Genomic DNA, 19,207 nt, shown 5'->3' with positions numbered 1-19,207 from the left:
TCAAACGTGTGGCATAGCCATTGTTCCCATTATGTCCGCCAAATCGTTGTCTGGCGCACAAACCTTGAGGCGACGCCTACATGCAAGCCGCCCGCATGCATCTTGCCAGTCTCGGCCGGTCGATCCCGCCGGACCTGCTGCAACACCTTTCGCCGCTCGGATGGCAGCACATCAACCTCACCGGCGATTATCTTTGGACCGACCCCGATGCGCCATCGCCGGCCCTCAGGCCCCTTCGCCAGATGCACGCCGTCGAAGGTCCGGAGAAACCTTAGCGTATATCTGGGTCCGTTCTATGTACCGACCCCATACAAGACCCGAAGGAGTGAGTGCGATGGACGAGATTGCGGCCGAGGCCCCTCGTCGCCCGCAAGGCGACCCAACACCCGAACGCGATGAAATCATCCGCGAGCGCGGTATCGATCCGATCGGTGGGATGACGCCGGCAAAGCGGAATACCGCCCTGATCTTCGCCGGGACGGCGATGGTGCTCGGCATTTTATGGGTGAATTCGGGACCAAGCAAGACCGGCTCGAGTTTGATGGGGAAGCCCGAGGCAATGGCCAAGCGGCCGGATCTCGCGGCACGCGAAACGGTCAAATATGATGCTGTCGCGGCAAAACCCAAGCCGCTCGGCGCCGTGGGCGCCGATCCCAACGCGCCTGTGCTCAATCCTCCGCCAACCGTTGGCCCCGATGGACAGATCGTACCGGCAATACAACCCGGAGCGCAGCCAACGGCGGCACCGCAGAACACGCGCCAGAACCTGGCCGATCAGGCGCGTCGTTCAACATTGATCGCCTATGGCGGCCGCGACGCGCTCCAAGCGCCAGCGGGTTCTAACGAGGCTGGCTCCGACACCGGCAATGCGGGCACAGCTGGCGACGGCTCGACCGATCCGGCCGTCCGCAGCGCGCCCAATGCGCTCGATGCGCTTCGTCAGAGTTCGGCCGTTGGCGAGGCACGCGCCTCGATGCTGCCCAATCGCAACTATCTCGTCACCGCTGGCACGCTGATCCCCTGCATTCTTCAGACCGCCATGAATTCGGCGCAGCCAGGTTACACCTCCTGCCTCATTCCGCGCGACGTCTATTCGGAGAACGGCCGCGTCGTGCTGATGGAGAAGGGCACCAAAGTGCTCGGCGAATATCATGGCGGCATCCAGCAAGGGCAGAACCGGCTCTTTGTGCTCTGGACCCGGGCCGTCACGCCGCAGGGCGTGCGCATCGACCTGGCTTCGCCGGGGTCGGACGCCCTTGGCCGCGCAGGCATCGCCGGGTCCGTGGACACCTTTTTCTGGGCGCGCTTCGGCAGCGCGCTGTTGCTCTCGCTGGTCGATGATGCCGCCTATATCGCCGGACAGTCGGTCTCGGGCGGCAGCAACAATTTCAACAACACGACGCGCACGCCGAGCGAGGGGGCGAGCATCGCGCTCCAGAACAGCATCAACATCCGTCCGGTCCTGAAAAAGAACCAGGGCGAGGAAGTCGGCATCTTCGTCGCCAAGGACTTTAACTTCGCCGACGTCTACAATCTCGAGCTGCGGCGCTGACCCATGAGCGATACCGCCGTCCTGCGCCATTATCTCGCGCCGATCCTGCCGCTGCTGGAGCCGGTCGAGGTGACGGAGCTTGTCATCAACAAGCCCGGCGAAGTCGGCATCGAAGATCATCGCGGTTGGCATTGGCATAACGTCGCCGAACTCGACAGCGACTGGCTCGCGACGCTGGCCGTCGCCGCCGCGAGCTTCACCCGGCAGGACGTCAATGCCGAGACCCCGATCTGCTCGACCATTTTGCCAGGCGGCGAGCGCTGCCAGATCGTCATACCCTCGGTAACCCCGACCGGCGCGCCATCCTTCACGGTGCGCAAGCCTTCGCGCGTCAATCTCGCGATCGATCAACTCGCGCAAACAGGTTTGTTCGCTGGCACACGCTCGGCCTCCCACGGTCTCGGCGAGGTCGATGCCCAGCTGGTGGCGCAGCGCGATGCCGCTGACTGGCCGGCGTTCTTCAAGACCGCCGTTGCCGCCCGTAAGAACATCCTGGTGAGCGGCGCGACCGGCTCGGGCAAGACCACCTTCGCCAAGGCGCTGATCCAACTGATCCCGCCCGAGGAACGGCTGCTGACGATCGAGGATACGCGCGAGCTCGTCGTCGAGCATCGCAACGTCGTGCACATGGTCTATTCGAGCGAGCGACAGGGGCTGGCGAAGGTCGGCCCCAAGCAGCTGCTCGAAAGTGCGCTGCGCATGCGGCCCGATCGCATCCTCCTGCAGGAGCTGCGCGACGGCACCGCCTTCTTTTATCTGCGCAACGTCAACTCGGGGCACCCGGGTTCGATCACAACCGTCCATGCCGGCTCGGCGATGGGCGCGTTCGAGCAGCTGACGTTGCTGGTCAAGGAATCCGAAGGCGGGCGCGATCTGGCCCGCGACGACATCCGCGGGCTGTTGCACATGCTCGTCGACGTCGTCGTCCAGACGCGCAAGCGCGCCGGAAAATTCGAAGTCGAGGAGGTGTATTTTGACCCGCCTGTCGGACGCACGACCGCTCACTAGGGTCGTAATCGTCGCGGGGGTTCTCGCGGCAACCTTTTTGGCATGCGCCCTGTGCGCGGTGCTGGTCGCACTGGTCGGCCTGAACCAGATCGGCCCGCGGATGCAGATCTCGGCGATACCCGCATGGCTCTGGTATTATCGCGGCGATCCGCTGCTTCATCTGTGGCTGAAGCGAGGCGCGCTGATCAGCGGCGCGATCGCTTTCGTCATCCTGCTCATCATCCTGAAGCGAGGGCGCACGCTCCACGGCGAAGCCAGGTTCGCGCGTGAAAGTGAAATCCGCCGCGAACATCTGCGCAGCAACAGCGGGATCATCGTCGGACAGAAAGGCGGCCGCTATCTCGTTTTCGGCGGCACCGAACATGTCTTGCTCGAGGCGCCGACGCGCGCCGGCAAGGGCGTCGGCGTTGTGATCCCCAATCTCCTGAGCTGGGCAGACTCGGTGGTGGTGCTCGACGTGAAGCGCGAGAATTGGGACATCACCGCTGGTTTTCGCGCGCGGCATGGCCAAGCGGTCTATCTGTTCGATCCGCTTGATCCTGAAGGGCGAAGCGCCCGCTACAATCCCTTGAGCTTTATCGACCGGCTCGACGACACCGATGTGATCAATGAACTTCAGAAGATCGGCGGCATGCTGTTTCCGGCACCGGAAAAGGCTGATCCGTTCTGGGCGGAGGCCGCGCGCGCCGCTTTTGTCGGCGTCGGCGCGCTCGTCGCAGCCAATCCCGCCCGCCCCTTCACGATCGGCGAAATCTATCGGCGATTGACGACGGGCGATCCCAAGGTCGAACTGCCCAAGGTGGTCGAAGAGGCCCAGCGCCGCGGCCAGCGGCTGAGCCAAGCCTGTGTCTCAGCGCTGAGCGACTTTACCTCCGCGTCGGACAACACATTTTCGGGCATCAAGCAGACGATCACATCGAAGCTCAATCTCTGGCTCAACCCTTATGTCGATGCCGCAACGTCGGAGACCGATTTTGATCTGCGTCAGGTCCGGCGCGAACGGATATCGATCTATCTTGGGGTGTCGCCCGACAATATCGACCGCATCGCTCCGGTCTATAACCTCTTTCTCCAGCAGCTGATCGATCTCAATACGCGGGAACTGCCCGAGAACGGCGGCCGCGTGCCGGTGCTCATTTTGCTCGACGAATTTGCCCGCCTCGGCAAGGCGCCGGTCATCGCGTCGGCCTTTTCCTATGTCGCAGGCTACGGGCTTCGCCTGCTGCCAGTCATCCAGAGCCGGTCCCAGCCCCGCGGCGTCTATGGCGTGGATGTCACCGACGAGATCATCGCCAATTGCGGACTGGAGATCGTGTTCACGCCCAAGGAATTGAAGGTCGCCAACGAGCTCTCCGAGCGGCTTGGCTATTTCACGATGAACGTCAAATCGAAGAGCCGGACGATTCATGGCCTGCTCGCCAATCGCAGCATATCAGAATCAGACCAGCGCCGTGCGCTGATGATGCCGCAGGAACTGATGCAGATGCCCAAGGGCGACCTTCTGCTGATGCGCGGCGGCATTCCACCCGTCAGGGGCCGCAAGATCGAGTATTTCCGCTCGAAGCGCTTCACGAGCCGGATCAGCGACCCACCCAAGGTCGCGCCCCGTCCGATCGCGATCAACGCCGTGTCATCGGCCGCCAAATTGGCAGGCGAGGTGAGCAGCAGTGATCCGTTGGCACAGGCACTTAGCGCGAAGAAGGCCGCCTTGTTGAGCGACGGTCAGGCGATTGCGCCCACAGAGCGGGCGGAACCTGTCATGCGCGCGCTCACCGGTGACGAGTTCTCGGGCTTTGCCGAAATCACCGATGACATGTTGGTGCTTGGCGACATGGTGGATCTACCACCGCCCGGCGACGAACAGGCCGCTATCGCCTTTGTCACGGCGATGACAGCCCGGGCCGTTCTCGAGCCCGTGGATGCCGGTGCTCAATCTCCAGAATTTGCGACCGAGAGGTATGACCATGGCAGAGAATGATTCCAAGCAATCCGGTACGGCCCGGACGAGTGCTAACAGCGTTGGCCTCGACGACGCCAAACAGCGCAAGACGGCTGCGCCAGAAAAGTCCTCGCCCGGGGGACCAAAGGACGGGCCCACCGAAGCACCTGGCCATGTCGGCGCTGTCGGTGCGTCACGAAGTGCGCCCAAAGTGCATTCCCTCGAGGCGGGCGACGTGCCGGAGAGCGTGCGGAAGCGCTATTATGCCGACAAGGCGAAATGGTCGGGCGAACCCGCCTTTTTCACGACGGCGCAAGCAAAGGATCCCGCGTTTCGCGATCAGGGCCGGCGTCTGGTCACGGCGACGGAGAGCCAGGAGGTTGTCAAGGATCTGGTGACGATCGCACAACACCGCAATTGGGATCGGATTCACGTCACGGGATCGGAAGAATTTCGGCGATCGGTCTGGATGGAGGCCAGCCAAAAGGGGCTGGAGGTACGTGGCTACAAGCCCAACGATCGCGACCTCCAGGAACTCGACCGGCGGCGCGGGGAAACGAGCCGCAATACGATTGCGCCCCTGGCAGCCCGCGACGTCGATGTCGTCCGTGGTTCAACTGGGATGGGCCGCGAGAGCGACGCCAGTGGTTTGGAGCGGCCGGGTGTGCGGCGCGGCGATCGTGGCACCACGCCGAATGATCGCGCGGCCGACAGCCAGATGCGCGTGATGGAAGCGGTGATCCGACGGACTTTGTTCGACAATCCCGAGGCGGTTGCGCGGGTGATGACAGTCGCCCGCACACAGCTTGATGCGCATATCGCGGCGGGAAGGAACATCCGACCGGCAATGGTCAAGGATGCCGCCCCCAGCGTCAGGCAGGATGTGGTCCGCGGCCGTGACCCAGCCACACCCCCCATCCCTCGTCCGGGTCGCGAGCCCAAGCCCCAAGAACGTAGCCGGTCTCGGTGATCGGGAATCGGGTCCTTTGGGCCGCAATCGCCACTGCGCAGATGGGTAAGCCGATCGCTCCTGGTTTAAGAACCGCCACCTTTGTTCGGCTTTGCCGAACATTTATCGTGATTGAAAACCACAAGCGGTGCAACTCGAGCCTGCCTGATGTATACTATGCGCGCGAACCGTCCCGCAAAGCGCAACAGTCTTGCCATATAATATAATTACCGTTATATCGAACGCGCCGGACATCGCTCACAGAGGCTCAAATTGCGCGAAGGATATAATCTCAAGACGCTTGGACCTCGGGCTGCCCAGTTGATCGTCGAACTCAACGAACGCCGTCAGCCGATCTTTTCGCTCGCGGATGTCACTGAGATCACAGGTCTGAGCCCGTCATCGGCACGCAGCCTGGTTGCGAACACCGAAGCGCGCGGGATCGTCACGCGCCTCAAGCCTGGCCTATACAATCTGGTGCCTTTCGAGCGGGGCCGGGACACCGAGCATGTGAGCGATCCTTACCTCATCGCAAGAACGCTGGTTGGCGACGCGGACTACTTCATCTCCCACGGCAGCGCCCTCGAGCTGCACCGCATGGTCACCCAACCGCAATTGGCTATCGTCGTCTCCTGCGCCAAACGCCTGCGCCCGCAGCACATCCACGGGTATGAGTTCCGCTTCGTCGACGTCAAACCGCAGGATTTCTTCGGCCTGACCGAGATCTGGATTACATCCGAAGAGCAGGTCCGGGTCAGCGATCCCGAGCGGACCATCATCGATGGTCTGGACCATCCGCAATATGTCGGTGGCGTCACAGAGGTCGCCAAGGGACTCTGGATGAAGCGCGACACGCTGCGGGTCGAACTTATGATCGACTATGCGCTTCGTCTCGGCGTTGGCGCGGTCATCCGCCGCCTTGGCTATCTGCTGGAATTTTACGGGCTGGCCGATGCAGCCGCACTGGAGCCGTTGCGCGCGCGGCTGACGCCGACCTATCAGCGTCTCGATCCCCTGTTTCCCAATGAGGGCCGGATGCTGGCCCGATGGCGCATCCGACTCAACGTCGAGCCCGACGAACTCGATATGATCCGGAGCAGTTGATGATTCCCCAGCGCGATCTCTCCCGTATCGCCAACGGCCTTCTCAAGCCTCGCGGCCGCCGCGTGCCCGAGGCGGTGATCGAACGCGACTATTGCCTGGCCTGGTTCCTGACCGGTCTGGCCCAGCATCCTTTGCGCGAATTTCTCGCCTTCAAGGGCGGGACGGCATTGCGCCGCTGCTGGTTCGAGAATTACCGCTTCTCCGAGGATCTCGATTTTTCGCTGATCAAGCCAATCGAACTGGACGCGATCCTCTCCGGCCTGGACGAGATCTTTGCCATCGTCGAGGCGGCGTCAGGGATCAACATGGCCTACGACCGGCCAGACCGGCACGGCCATCAGAACACCCACACCTTCTATCTGAGCTACAAAGGCCCCCTGCCCGCGCGGAGCGACGTGAAAGTCGATGTCACGATCAATGAGGTGTTCTGCTTTCCGCTGGCCGCGCGCCCGATCCTGCGTACCTTCGAGGAGTTTTCCGACCTGCCGGAGGGCCCGACCATTCTGGCCTACAGCCTGGCGGAGATATTCATCGAGAAGCTGGCAGCCCTGTCGGACAAGGCGCGCACCGAGCCGCGTGATCTCTACGACCTTTGGAATCTGCTCGATGAGCGTGACATTCGTCCGGCGGAATATTTCGCCGAGTTCACCCAGAAGCTCGCCCTTCGCGAACGCATGCCGAATGGCGTGACCGCCGCGATCGCCGCCAAGGAAAAGCGTTTAGGCACGCTCTGGACGGGTCGGCTGCAGCAACAGATGAGCGATCTGCCGCCATTCGAAGGGGTGTTTCGCGAGGTTATGCGCGTGCTGCGCGAAGCCGATCTTCCGGAATAGGCTTGACGAAAAGAGGCGTAAAATAGACCCAAAATGGCCGGTCAGGCGAGGCCGACACCCCGCTAATTTGCGCACTGAGTTGCGCCAAATGTTCTGACGACGGACAGTTAATTCAGTAACTTATCGGCGTCGATATTTTTGAAAGAACCGGGAAGCCTGAAGGCTCATCCCGCACCTATCGCCTGCTCACTATCGCCTAGAATTCAGTCGCGCTCAAAATCAGGGCATTTCCACATAGGTCACGTAAAAGCTGCGGACCATACGATGCTCCTGCATCCGCTCTCCTAACGAAAAGCCGTTCATCTTACGAGGCGTTGGTTGGAAGATATCCAAGCCGCGATCCAGAACCATTTTCCAGCCCGTATCCGTGCTGATATCGCGGGCATGTAGCGTCCCGGCCTTGTCGAAGGCCCAGGTGAAATCAACACCCGTGCCAGTGCAGGCCTCGGCGATCCCGTCCAGGCATTCCCGCTGCTCTTGAATGTTTCCATCGTCCGGAGCCGTGACCAGATGCACAGCGACCTGATCTTCGGGAAGTTTGCGCCGGATCAGCATCTCAATCAGTTCCATCACATTGCGTGCCTGATGGAACTTGCGGATGTAAGGATCGGTGATGACGATCCTCGACGCTCCATCCGTCCAGGGGCCGAAGATCTTGTCGAAACTGATGCCCTTGCGGTTTTCCGTGAAAACTACATGCCCGGGCTTTGGGACAAAATCAGGAGCAGCGGCAACAACAGGCGCTGCGGAGGCAGCCGCCGGTGAAGCCGACTCCACCAAAACCGGCACGATATCAGGTTGATCCGCACTGCCATCCACATCCCCGGCGGACTGCCGATGGTAGAACTGGGGAAACTCTTCCTCCTCCAGCGTGGTGACCGCTCGCTTTGCTCCATCCGACGCAATGTAATGGAAATCCGCGCTCTCAAAGGTGCTATCGATCCGTAGGAGCTGGTCTTTCACCCGCTTGCGGCATTCAATCGCAAACCGCAGCAGCTCTTCGACCTCCGCTTCCGTCTCGCCTCCATTCGGGAAAATCAGCTTCAACAGACCCGACATGGTTTTGCTGATCGCTGCACGGTCCCGGATATGGGTTTGAACAGGCACGGTAAAGTAGCGATCCGGTCGATGCGAGAAGTCCTCGGCACGCAGGTGACGCAGGATTTCGGCGAGATAGTCGACGATAAACCCATAGCCAGATGTGAACATATCGCCTCGAATGATGCCGACCTCCCATCCGGGGAGATATGCATGCAATCGATCGATAAAGGCGCTGTCGTGGAACTGTGGCGGCAGTGCCTCGAACAGGTCGGTATTTTTCAGCATCCATGGGACGTTATGGTCGGTATTGCCAACGAAGGCGAAACTTGCCTCAGCGCCCATCGGATTTACCCCGCGCGAGAACTGCTTGTTCGCCATGTAGTTCTTCATGATATCGACAAGCGCCTTGTTGGCAGTCTTCTCGCGACCAGCAAATTCGTCAAAAGCAACTACATCCCAATAGCCAACCAAGCCAATCCGCCCATTGGAGTTGTTCACGAAGAGCTTGGGGATCGTGACTTCGCCCCCGGAGATCAACTGGCCATGGGGGGAAAACTCGGAATAAATATGCGATTTGCCCGTCCCCTTGGGGCCAAGTTCAATGAGGTTGTAGTTGCGTTCGACGAAGGGGATCAGTCGCAGCAACTGCAAAAGTTTCGACCGGCGCCCGAACAGAGACGGATCAAAGCCGATGCTCTGCATCAGTAGATCAATCCATTCCTCGGTGGTGAATTTGTCACGCGTCTCGCGATACCCGTCATAGTCAACGCGGGCGATCTGGATCGGCTTCAGCGTGTCGATGATCCAGGGAGATATCCGGCTCTCTTCCGAAAACTCGTACTGCACCTCGGCGATGCACCAGATCCCGGTAACCAGCAGTTTCGGGTGCGCCTTGACCGTGGCGCTGTCGATCGCAACCCGTTTGATCCCAAGATTTTCGAACACCGCCTCATAGGCATCGGTCTTTTCATTCAACGCCACGCTGACCTGATCGATAACCTTGTAGCGACCGCGCTCCTTGATCGTCGACTGGACCAGCCCTGCTTCAGAACGATGGACGTAATGTTTGCGCAGGATATCCTTGACGGTCTCGATGCCTGTCGCAATCGAGGCTTCATCATCGGTGGCGCAATATTGGCCGAGCAGATATTCCAGCACATAGGTGGGGACAATGGCATTGCCCTTCACGGCCTTCACCAGGTCTTTGCGGACCACGAAACCGGCAAAATGCTCGTTGATCTTGTCATCAAGGGTCGACATCGTCACCTCAGAAATCGAAATCTGTGCTGATCCCGCGTTTCAGCAACAATGGTTGTGAAGCGTGATCTTCGAAACGGCTGGTCTTGCCGATGCGCGTCCGCAGCTTCAGGAAGACCGTCTGATTGTTATAGGCGTCTGCAGAGCGAGATAGCAGGAAACCCCGCGGTAGCTCGCGCTCGCGCGGGTTCTCGGACACGAAATCGAATTCCAGCTCGGCTTCGTCAGAGATGAGAGTTTCATCACCGGCAAAGATTGCGGCATAGACCTGCAAGGGCTGCTGTTTCTCGGTAACCGGCTCCGCCTGATAGAATGTGATCTGGATCTGACCTGTCGTGATCTGGGCGCGGGCCGGAGGAATGATCTGCACCGACACCTGCCCGATATCTTCCTTGCGCTGCTTGCCCACACGCAGAACCGGCAGGACGATCTCCTGCAAGCTCGCTCCGCCATGGACAAAGCGGCTGCCTGATCCTTTCACGCGCAGACGATTGATCGAGTTCGGGATCAGGATGTCCTGATCACCACCCAAGCCAAGCTGCGCGGCGGTGAACTTCTTCATACCACCGCCGCTGCTAAGGCCTCGCCCGATCACATAGCGCCGATTTCGTGTGACGATATCGCCTTCCGGCTCACTCAGCGCAAAACCGCTTTCTTCCAAAGCCTTGTGTTGCCACAGGAACCCATGATCGGCGGTGATCAGAATGTTCGAGAAATTGGCCGAGGTCAGCTTGCGCACCAGCTTCACGAGATCCTCGATGGCGGCCTCCGCCGCCGCAGGCACATTCTCTTCGGTGGCGAGCTTGTCGCCAATCGCGTCGATCTGATTGTGGTAAAGGTAGAGGATGTCATGATCCCGGAAGAGGTCCTTGCCCTCTGAGGTCGCGAGATTCATGTAATCTTTCGCCGCCAAAACCTTCGCCCGATCTCCGGCCCGGCCCGCCAGCAGCGCCTTTTCACGAGCGGCAGCACCCATGGTGCTTTCACCGTCCAGCAGCACCAGATCATTGTCATCGCGGATGGCCAGTTGCCGGTGCGGCAAGAGCGCCGCCATGCCAAGTTGAGTATAGCTGGGCAAAGCACCGATCATCGGCGTCAGCTCGGCATCAAACCGGTTGAGCTTGCGGATCTCCCGCAACGCCTCTTCGGCGACCTCATAGCGCAGCGCATCTGAGATGATGACGACGACTTTTTGGTCCTTGCGGCGGTATTCCGCAGCCTGTTCCCGATAGAAATCCACCTGACGCGGGAAGCCCGGCACTGCCCAATCCGGCAGGCGGGCAACTTGATCCTGCCAGGCATCGTTCAGCTTCAGCACGAAATTCGTGGTGTAGCGGTTCTCGACCGCCTCATAGAGCGCGGACAACAGCCCTGACTGCCCGCTTTTCTGCATGTGATAGATAAACTTGCGATAAAGCTGGTCCAGACGAAACCAGCTTGCGGAATAGCGTTTCACGCCATCGGACATGCTGGTCATGGTCAGGTCGGCTTCGGCCAACGCCTGCTGAAACTCGGTGGCGTAACCTATGGCCTGATAGACATCCGCGTAACGGCCATACCAATGGCTCTGACGCCGATCGCGTACCCATTTCAGCACATCTGTCGCGGCCAAGCTCTGCTGGGCCAACCCCTCAACGATGGCAATGACGATCCGCCGATCCACCTCTTCGAAATGGTCATGCGGCATCAGCTTGCGGAAATCACGTGGAGCCAGGTCGTCTCGGATCTTCAGCACATCCTGATAATCGCCCGAGAGCTTCTCGAACGCCTCGCCCCACCGGCGCGAAGCGCTCCAGCGACGGAACATCAGCGCGGCATCGGTATTCAGATCCGCCGCCTCCCCCATCGCGCGCGCCCAGGCACTGGAAAACAGCGTAATGGCGAAGTCTTGGAAATCCGGTTCGGAAGCCGCGTAACCATAACGCGTGGCCACTTCCTTCCAGAAGAACTCCGCCAGGCCGACCCGATCGATCAATCGCAGGGCATCATCGCGGTCTTCGGCCAGCTCGGCCAGCAACGCCTCGATCACAGTATCTAGATCGCCATCCGCGCCGGCGCAGACGGCCAGCATCTTGCGGCGAACATCATTCGCGCTCTGCGAAGGGCGTTCGCGCTCGGTGGCGCGCAGCGCTTCCAGCCGTTTGCCGGAACGGTAGAACTCGGCATGGTCGCGCACGGCCGCTTCGTATTTCGCCGGGATGCCCAGATCCGCCACCCATATCGCCGCCTGATCGGCGCGGAAGACTGCTGTTGCCAGTTGCACATCCAGCAGCCAGTTCTCAGGCATCGGCGGCTCCGGGCCGTCCTTATAGACCAGAAACCGGGCCTTCGGCTCCTCCCGCAGCATGCGGTATTTCAAGCCGAATTCGTTGTTGACGATCTCTACCTTGGTCACGCCGGGCAGGTCCACCGCTTCGAATACCGCGCGCAGACCACGGGCAGCGTCATACCAGAAGACGATGCGATGCCCCTGATCCTCATAGAGCCGCATCAGGCCGGCGGTGATGCGGTCAGTCATCCGCAGCGTCCAGCCCCTTGATCGGCTTTAGAGCACCAGCGAACAGCAGATAGTTGCGCTTCACCCCGTCATCCAGATCAATGGCGATTTTCTGTTGCGCCATCGGATAGACAACTTCGCGTTCCCATTCGGTCAACTCGGCAATCTGCTTGATCACTGCGCCGATATCCTTTTGTGCCTTCGTGCTCTGGCCTTGCGTGGCGGTCGGGTCGGCGGCCAGCTTTTCCAGCCGGGCGCGCTCCACCTCCAGCTTGTGGATGAACTCACGCAGATACTGGTTCAGCACGACCGAGACGGAGTCGGGCCGGTAGCGGTGCATATAGATCAGCGCGTTGAAGCTGCCTTTGGGGCTGGAGAACATCCAGTAGATCGGGCGCTTCTTGTAGCGGCGGACATGGTAGTCGAAGAAGTCCTTCGTGAACCATTTGCGCAGATCCTTGCCGAGCGCCTTTTCGATGAAGGTAAGGTTTTCACGGAACTTCGCCTCGCCAAAGGTCACGCGCAGGAACTCGCGGATACGGGTGACGATGTCATCGGCGAACCAGTCAGCATCCAGCACCGGGATCACATTGTCGCGGTCGGGGGCGAAGGTCGGCTCCGGCACGCGGGCAAGGTAATCCTCATTCCCTTCGCCCTGGTTGGCGAGGATCAGGCCCGGCGCGTCGAGACTGTAGCGGCCGAACATGCAGCCCACAGCGTAGTGGAGAAACTCCTCTATCGTGCGACCGCGTAGCGCCGCCTCGCGTTCTTCATCGGTTTTTGCTGCCTTGAGTGAATAAGCCGGGTTGCAAGTCAGAGTGATTTCCTCGACCGGCACCTCAGGTGCCAACTCTTCCTGCAATCCATAGGCCTTAATGAAGGTGCGGTTATTTTCCTCCTCTAACCGCTGCATCTCGTCCGTCACGCCCTGCCAATGGGCGCGGAGATTGGCATACGTGGCAGCGAGCGTATCGGTCCGGTTATCGGGCGAAAGCAGCGGGAGCGTGGTGAAATCCCAAGAGGCTTCGTAAGCGTCCCAATCCGATTTGGAGAGATTTACAAGCCGCCCTTCGTGTTTCGATGCCGAATAGACCGCATCGCCTTCGGGTGCAGGAGCCTTTCCAACATCACCAACTTGAAAATTCATACCACTACAAACAAAACTCAAAAAATAAGAGAAAACATTTGAATTTGAGTAACTTAACGAGCCATCCACGGACGGGAAGAAGGAATGACCTTTGATGTCGTAGAACGAGCACGATGGAGCCTTCCGGACTCCAAACTTGCTATTCCCTCCCAGATCCGACCACGTGCAACGTTCCCGCTCATATGTGCTCAAGTCGGGCAAAGTGGCATTTTTCTGAGCCTTTAGGCGCCCCCCGTCAGCGTCAAAAAATAGGATGTGCTCATTGTTTCCCCACCACCTGCGATATTCTCCACCTTTGGAATAAGGAATCCATTTCTTGCTTTTGGAGAAGAAAGAGCAATCGTTAAGCGACACCTCCCACCAAGAGCGGAGAAAGTAGTCATTATTTGCCGTCTGCATACCGACTCTCGGATTGGCAAACTCTTTGAATGATTGACCCGCCGCAAATGCCTGCCGCGTCTTCCCATTCGCCCAATAGGCCAGAGGTCCACCAGGAATAGATGTGAAGTCTGCTGAAGATGCTTTGCCCGATCTCTCGTTGAGAGTTGGGAAGCTGAGTGGCACACCAAGATCATCGGTTTCATAATAGCGGACGCATTGGAAGTTGCCTTTCTCGTCTGGGGATTTGCGTTTCTCAGCAACGAAAGCGGTTGTTCCGAAACTTATCCCCATGCTCGTCCCACCTTTTCCGAGATAAGGCATGTGAAGCATGTTCGAAATCGTCCTGTTTTCAAGTATAGAAAGTCTCAATTTCTCGTATGAAGACAAGAACATCCAACTCTCCATGGTCACCATGGCAGAGAATGCTCTTGGTGAAACCAAACTCAGTCCGCGTTGGATAAACGCTGCAAAAAGATCGGCTTTGCAATCCGCATATTTGCCTTTCAATAAATCTTGAAGCTCGGGGTTAAGTCCCTTCGACCCAGCATACGGCGGGTTCGCGACCACCACATGATACTTCGGCGACAGCGCCTCAGCCATGCGCAGCACCGCGACGACGCGCGCCTGCACCTCCTTCAGCAGCAGGTCGCCGCCAAAATCCCGCGCTTCGACCACCCGCAGCGTCTCGGCAGGGTCGCGCAGCTTCGGCACGATCAGCGAACCGAAGTTCTTTGCCTGCTCGAACTGCCCCAGCGTCTCGCGCAATTCATCGGTGAGCAGATCCTTACCCACCACGACGGCCACGTCGTGCATCTCGGCGGAGGTCAAGCGCACATCCTGCAGCACGACGATGTCAGGCTTTGCGTCCGTCCGCAGGAACCGCCGCCGCCCCAGCTTTGCCGCCACCTTCATCGACAGCGCGAATGCCGCCAGCGCCCCGGCCCGGTCGTCAATCTCGATCCCCGTCAGGTTGTGCGTCAGGATCAGCGCCGGGATCGTGGCGGCCTCATACCCCTCTTCCTCATAGATCGCGTAGAGCAGATCAAAGGCGTAGGTCAGCATATGGCCAGAGCCACAGGCCGGATCGCAGATGCGGATATCCTCGGGCCGCTCGATCCGCAGAAAGTCCGTCTCGGGCTCTTCCGGCGCGATGTAATAGTCCATCTGCGCGGCGAGTTTTGATTGCGGGCGGTTCAGCAGCCACAGCCGCCCCAGCGAGTTTTCCACCAGATAGCGGACGATCCAGTGCGGAGTGAACAGCTGCGTCGCGGCGGGGATGTTTTCCGCCGTGATCTTGATGTTCTTCTTTAGCCCGGCGAAGACCTGATCCTTCTTCTCGCTGATGTAGAACTGATAGAGCCAGCCGATAATCTCGACATCCTGGCAGGCGTCCTCGGTCATCACGCCGCGCAGGCGGGCGAGGATGCTGTCCGGCGCCAGAAGATCATCGGGCATCAGCAGTTCGGTATAATCCTCGGCCCGGTCGAGCATATCGGCACGCTCAAACATATAGGGCATCTGGCCGTGCCATTCGTTGCAGGCATGGATCAGCAGCAGCCGATAGGCCTCCGCCTGCCCGTCATGGGCGGGGCGGGTGCCGTTCAGATATTCGGCTATCTCGGCGCGCGCGCGATCCGGCAGGTTACCCGCCATCGCCTCGGCCAGAATCTCGGGCCGGGTGGCGCCGTCTGCGGGCGATACGACGCGCGGGTTGGTCAGACCGGTTGCATCCATGAAGCGCAGAGCGGTGAAGCGGTTGAACCAGGTGTAAGCCGCCTGCTCGATCACCTGTTGGCGGTTACTCTTGGCTGCCGCTTCCAGCCTGCCAATCGCCTCGGGATGTTCACGGCGAGCCGCTGCGCCTTCGGCCAGCACCATGTCCAGCCGGGCAGTAACCTGATCGATCAGCAAGTTGCGCGCGCTTTGCGCAAATTTCTTCAGGGCATTGGTATCCATCAGACAATCACTTTCTTGCCCGCGCCGATCTCAGCCAGCAGGGTCTTTTTCATCACATCAAGGTAGCTGGTCACATCGTCCTCATCTTCGAGATAGGTTTTCGCGAAGGGGACGGTGATCGACTGCGCCTTGATATATTGCGGTTTCATAGGTGCTGGCGGCACATATGGGGCAGACGGACCTTCGGCCACACCACCCGCAGGTTCGGGCTGGGTCGCGGGTGTTGGTGCTGGTGCGGGCGTCAGTTCGGCGATCCGAGTCAGCGTATCGGCCAGAAGGTTTGACCGCACCTCGGTCGCCCGATTGCGCAAGGCCGGGATCAGGCTTTGTGAGGCAAGGCCGGATTTCTGCGCGGCAAGCCCTTCGCGGATTTGTCCCTGCTGCTCGGGCTGTAGCGCACGAAATTCAGAGGTCTGGGCGATTTTTTCAGCCACCTCGTCAATTGCGGCGATGACGGCGTTGCGCTCCGCCAGAACCGTTTGTTCGATGCGTTCTTTCAGGTCGTAGAAATCCGCCTTCAATTCCTGAATTGCAGTGCCCTTGAAGCACTGCGGATCGGCAAGAACCTGGCGCAACGTGTCGGCAGCAGGATTTTCGGCATAGGCAAGGTTCTGCTCCTGCGCGGTCAGGAATGCACGCGCCTCATCATAGATGCCCTTTTGCGGCCCCGACATGAAGCTGCGGACCTTGTCGAGGATATCTTCCTTCGCATCCAGAAGCTGGTCTTCCTGCCCCACCGGGCCAGTAATGAACCAGTTCGGCGGCTGATCGCGCATGCTGTCGAGCAGGATCCGCAAGGGATCGAGAGCTGCAACAAACGGGTAGCCAGTCGCCTGCCGGCCAAGCCCCTCGAGTTCGCTGGTCAGCTTGCGCGACTGCGCCTGCCACTCCGCACCAAGACTGCGCGCGTCATTCCCCGAGGCGGGTAGATCGAACAGCTCCTGGAACAGTTCGCGCGATTTACGAACTTGAGGAGCGGTGAACTCAATCTGCGGCGAGAGGAGAATATTGCCAAGGGCGTGGCTGTTGCGCAGCCCCTGCACCAGCGCTTCCCCTTCCAGCAGGGCGCTTTCGGACCGCGCCTCGAGCTTGCCGCGCGCGACAAGGCTCGCGGTCAGGCACAGAACCGCAATGGCCGGCCAACCATAAGGTTTTGCGCCGAACTTTTCGACCAAGGCCTTGGCCGAAACCCGCGTTCCAAGACGCATCTGGGCCTGAGCGTGGTTCAGCACATCCTGTTCGGCTTCGGTCAAACCGCTGCCTTCGCCACCGAAAAGTTCGCCATCAGTTTTGCCTGCGCGGGCAAGATCGGCTTCGGCGTAAGTGGCCCCGCGCAAAACCGGCAGGCTAGTATAGACCTTGTCCACCAAGGTCTGGAAACCTCTGACCAGCCGCTCTTGCGGGTCTTCCCCCCCGATTTCCAGCTCGGCTCCGCGCACGAACAGCCGCGCATTTGCGATCAGATTGCGGAGCCGCTGCACCAGGTCCTTTTCACGCCGCGTATTCTGGTCACGCTTTTCCGCAATGATACGATCGCGACCGGGTTGAGCATCCCCGCTGTTAGCCTGCTTGGCAAATTTTTCGGTTTGGAGCCCCAGGATAAGATCGCGGGTAAAGCGCACATCCCGCCCCAGCATAACAACCATCTCATCGCTTGCCATGCTGTTCGAACGAACCACATCCGGAGTGTCGGACTCGTCGCTGAAGGGCGAGACGATATTCACCGCCAGCTCATATTCCTTGTTCAGGCTGTGCCCGTCGAGCTTGCGGGTAAAGGCATAGTCGACCCCTGTGCCAGCATGCTTGATCTTGCCGTGACGCAGGATCGCACTGAAAGCGAGCTCGTCGAGCCGACGTTCGATCTCGGCGGTATCAACGGCAATTGCCTTGATCTCGGCCTCGACGTCCTTTTCCTCATTCGTGAGGAATTCATAGACTTCGCCATTGCGCTGGATCAGCGTCTGGCGTTCCAGAAGCGACAAAGCCTCTTCGATATTGCGGCGCTGCTCGGTCTGGTCCGCCTCGAACCGGGACAACATGAGGATCGAGATATTACGGGCGGTCGGTTTGAATTCCTTCACGTATTTCACAAGGAACAGCACCTTAAGCACCCGTAGAGCGAAATCCTCGCCTCGATGGTTCGCTTCCGCCAGATGGATTGACTGCTGAACCGATGATTTCAGAGCGGTACGGATCCCCTCGAACATCAAATCAAAGGTCGCAAGGCCGCCGACCGGCGTATCAGCCAACCGCTTTGCGACCTCCTGAAACACCCCCAGCATTGAGCGTTCGCCGACCGAGCTGTGCTTGCCCTCGAATGCATTATGCTGCGAGAGACCCATGATCGCACGCTGGAACAGATCATACTGGTAGTTCGGAAACGGGTAGCTCGCGACGAACTGCTCCTTTCCGGAGAAGTTTTTGAACTTGAACGAATTATCGCCAAAATCGAACAAGGTGCGGAGGTTGTTCTCCTCAGCATCGTAAAGATTGCCAAGGGTGATCTGGCCAGCCTCGGTCTTGGCCAGCAGACGGCGCTGGATGACTTCGGCCACATCCTGAGAGTTCAGCGGCATCCGGTTGGCGAAGCGCGCCTGGATTTTAGAGAAGTCATTCTCCTGCTGCGCCGTCAAATCGCCGATAACCGAACCCATGTCCTGCTGGGCGGTGACAACAATCCAGGCTTGCCCCTTGCACTTCGTGTTCAGGCTTTCGGCAATGGTCTGCAGGTTCGTCATCAGTTTGACGTTGTCGGCGATAAACTGCCCCACCTCATCGACGAAGAAATTCAGCCGGAACTTTGGCCCCTGCGCATCGATCCACGACTTCACCATATTGGCAAAATCCTCAATCGAGACCTTCGTATCCTTGCGATACTGGCCAAGAATATCCTTGGCCTCATCGCCCGTGACCTGCGCAAAAGCCGCAGCAATGTGCTTGCCTTCCATCAGCGCCTGTTCGCGCCCACGCTCCCAAGGCTTGCCAGAAGACTGCGCAAAAGCCGCTTTGAAGGGATCAAGCTTGCCGCGACTATCCAGATCACGCTCGAACTGTGCGATATGCGGAAGCTTGCCATAATAGCCGCACATCTCGTCAAAGACTTTCTGGAATACGGCCAGAAGAGCATCGACATCCGTCTTCGAGATCACATCCGCCTTCTGGTCGATATTGAACAATATCGACCGCGAAGGGATAGAAACCGCCTTACGCAACGCCCCCGCCAGCATCGGGTTACCCGCGAGCTTGCGTTCAAAGATTTCGATGGCGCGCTGCCCTTCGACCTCGTCGTTCTCCAGCAAAAGAGCGAGCATCTTCAGCAGGTGAGATTTACCTGATCCGAAGAAGCCGGAAATCCACACGCCATTCGCGGTATCGTAATTGTTGTAGGCGTCGAGGAATTGCTCCAGCCGGGCGCCGATCTCGTTGGTGATGACATATTCATCGAGCTCGGTCAGGAGGCTGCCCATGTCATCAGCCTTGATGACCCCATCGATCGAACGGTCGACCGGTTTGGCAAAGATATCACGCAGAAGATTAGCCATC

10 protein-coding genes and 1 pseudogene are annotated in these 19,207 nt (G+C 59.4%); 7 read left to right on the top strand and 4 right to left on the bottom strand.

Features of this window, described 5'->3' with window-relative positions:
• Positions 1-77: 77 nt before the first annotated feature.
• The 7 genes and pseudogenes from AAC640_RS12200 to AAC640_RS12170 form a co-directional block, all read left to right on the top strand.
• A pseudogene (locus AAC640_RS12200) lies at positions 78-275 on the top strand (Tn3 family transposase); the annotation flags it as partial.
• A 59-nt stretch (positions 276-334) separates the two neighbouring features.
• Complete coding sequence (gene virB10 / locus AAC640_RS12195) at positions 335-1,552, top strand: type IV secretion system protein VirB10 (RefSeq protein WP_340266624.1); 1,218 nt, start codon at positions 335-337, stop codon at positions 1,550-1,552.
• A gap of 3 nt (positions 1,553-1,555) precedes the next feature.
• Positions 1,556-2,560 carry a P-type DNA transfer ATPase VirB11 gene (virB11, locus tag AAC640_RS12190; RefSeq protein ID WP_340266622.1) on the top strand — a complete coding sequence of 335 codons (1,005 nt, stop codon included), beginning with the start codon at positions 1,556-1,558 and terminating at the stop codon, positions 2,558-2,560.
• The gene (locus tag AAC640_RS12185; protein ID WP_340266620.1) at positions 2,526-4,538 is read left to right on the top strand and encodes a type IV secretory system conjugative DNA transfer family protein; all 2,013 of its coding nucleotides are present in this window, start codon (positions 2,526-2,528) and stop codon (positions 4,536-4,538) included. The genes virB11 and AAC640_RS12185 overlap by 35 nt, the downstream gene beginning before the upstream one ends.
• Before the next feature lie 172 nt (positions 4,539-4,710).
• Entirely contained in the window at positions 4,711-5,469 is a 759-nt protein-coding gene (locus AAC640_RS12180) for an LPD7 domain-containing protein (protein WP_340266618.1), read from the top strand.
• 252 nt (positions 5,470-5,721) lie between these two features.
• Positions 5,722-6,552 carry a type IV toxin-antitoxin system AbiEi family antitoxin domain-containing protein gene (locus AAC640_RS12175; RefSeq protein WP_340266616.1) on the top strand — a complete coding sequence of 277 codons (831 nt, stop codon included), beginning with the start codon at positions 5,722-5,724 and terminating at the stop codon, positions 6,550-6,552.
• The gene (locus AAC640_RS12170) at positions 6,552-7,385 is read left to right on the top strand and encodes a nucleotidyl transferase AbiEii/AbiGii toxin family protein (protein WP_340266614.1); all 834 of its coding nucleotides are present in this window, start codon (positions 6,552-6,554) and stop codon (positions 7,383-7,385) included. Before AAC640_RS12175 ends, AAC640_RS12170 begins: the two co-directional genes overlap by 1 nt.
• Positions 7,386-7,604: 219 nt before the next feature.
• On the opposite strand, the gene brxL is transcribed toward AAC640_RS12170, so the two are convergent.
• The 4 genes from brxL to brxC are packed head-to-tail and all read right to left on the bottom strand — an operon-like array spanning position 7,605 to position 19,206.
• The gene (gene brxL, locus AAC640_RS12165; RefSeq protein WP_340266612.1) at positions 7,605-9,686 is read right to left on the bottom strand and encodes a BREX system Lon protease-like protein BrxL; all 2,082 of its coding nucleotides are present in this window, start codon (positions 9,684-9,686) and stop codon (positions 7,605-7,607) included.
• A gap of 7 nt (positions 9,687-9,693) precedes the next feature.
• Positions 9,694-12,201: a BREX-1 system phosphatase PglZ type A gene (gene pglZ, locus AAC640_RS12160; RefSeq protein ID WP_340266610.1), complete on the bottom strand. Its 2,508-nt coding sequence runs from the start codon at positions 12,199-12,201 to the stop codon at positions 9,694-9,696.
• Positions 12,194-15,664 (bottom strand): BREX-1 system adenine-specific DNA-methyltransferase PglX, encoded by a 3,471-nt coding sequence (gene pglX, locus AAC640_RS12155; protein WP_340266608.1) that lies wholly within the window; start codon positions 15,662-15,664, stop codon positions 12,194-12,196. The genes pglZ and pglX overlap by 8 nt, the downstream gene beginning before the upstream one ends.
• A complete protein-coding gene (brxC, locus tag AAC640_RS12150; RefSeq protein WP_340266606.1) occupies positions 15,664-19,206 on the bottom strand; it encodes a BREX system P-loop protein BrxC in 3,543 nt (1,180 codons plus the stop codon). Before brxC ends, pglX begins: the two co-directional genes overlap by 1 nt.
• Position 19,207: the final 1 nt, after the last annotated feature.

Origin of the sequence: Sphingobium mellinum (assembly GCF_037860795.1) — a bacterium.
GTDB lineage: Bacteria > Pseudomonadota > Alphaproteobacteria > Sphingomonadales > Sphingomonadaceae > Sphingobium > Sphingobium mellinum.
This window is presented reverse-complemented; position numbering and strand designations above follow the sequence as displayed.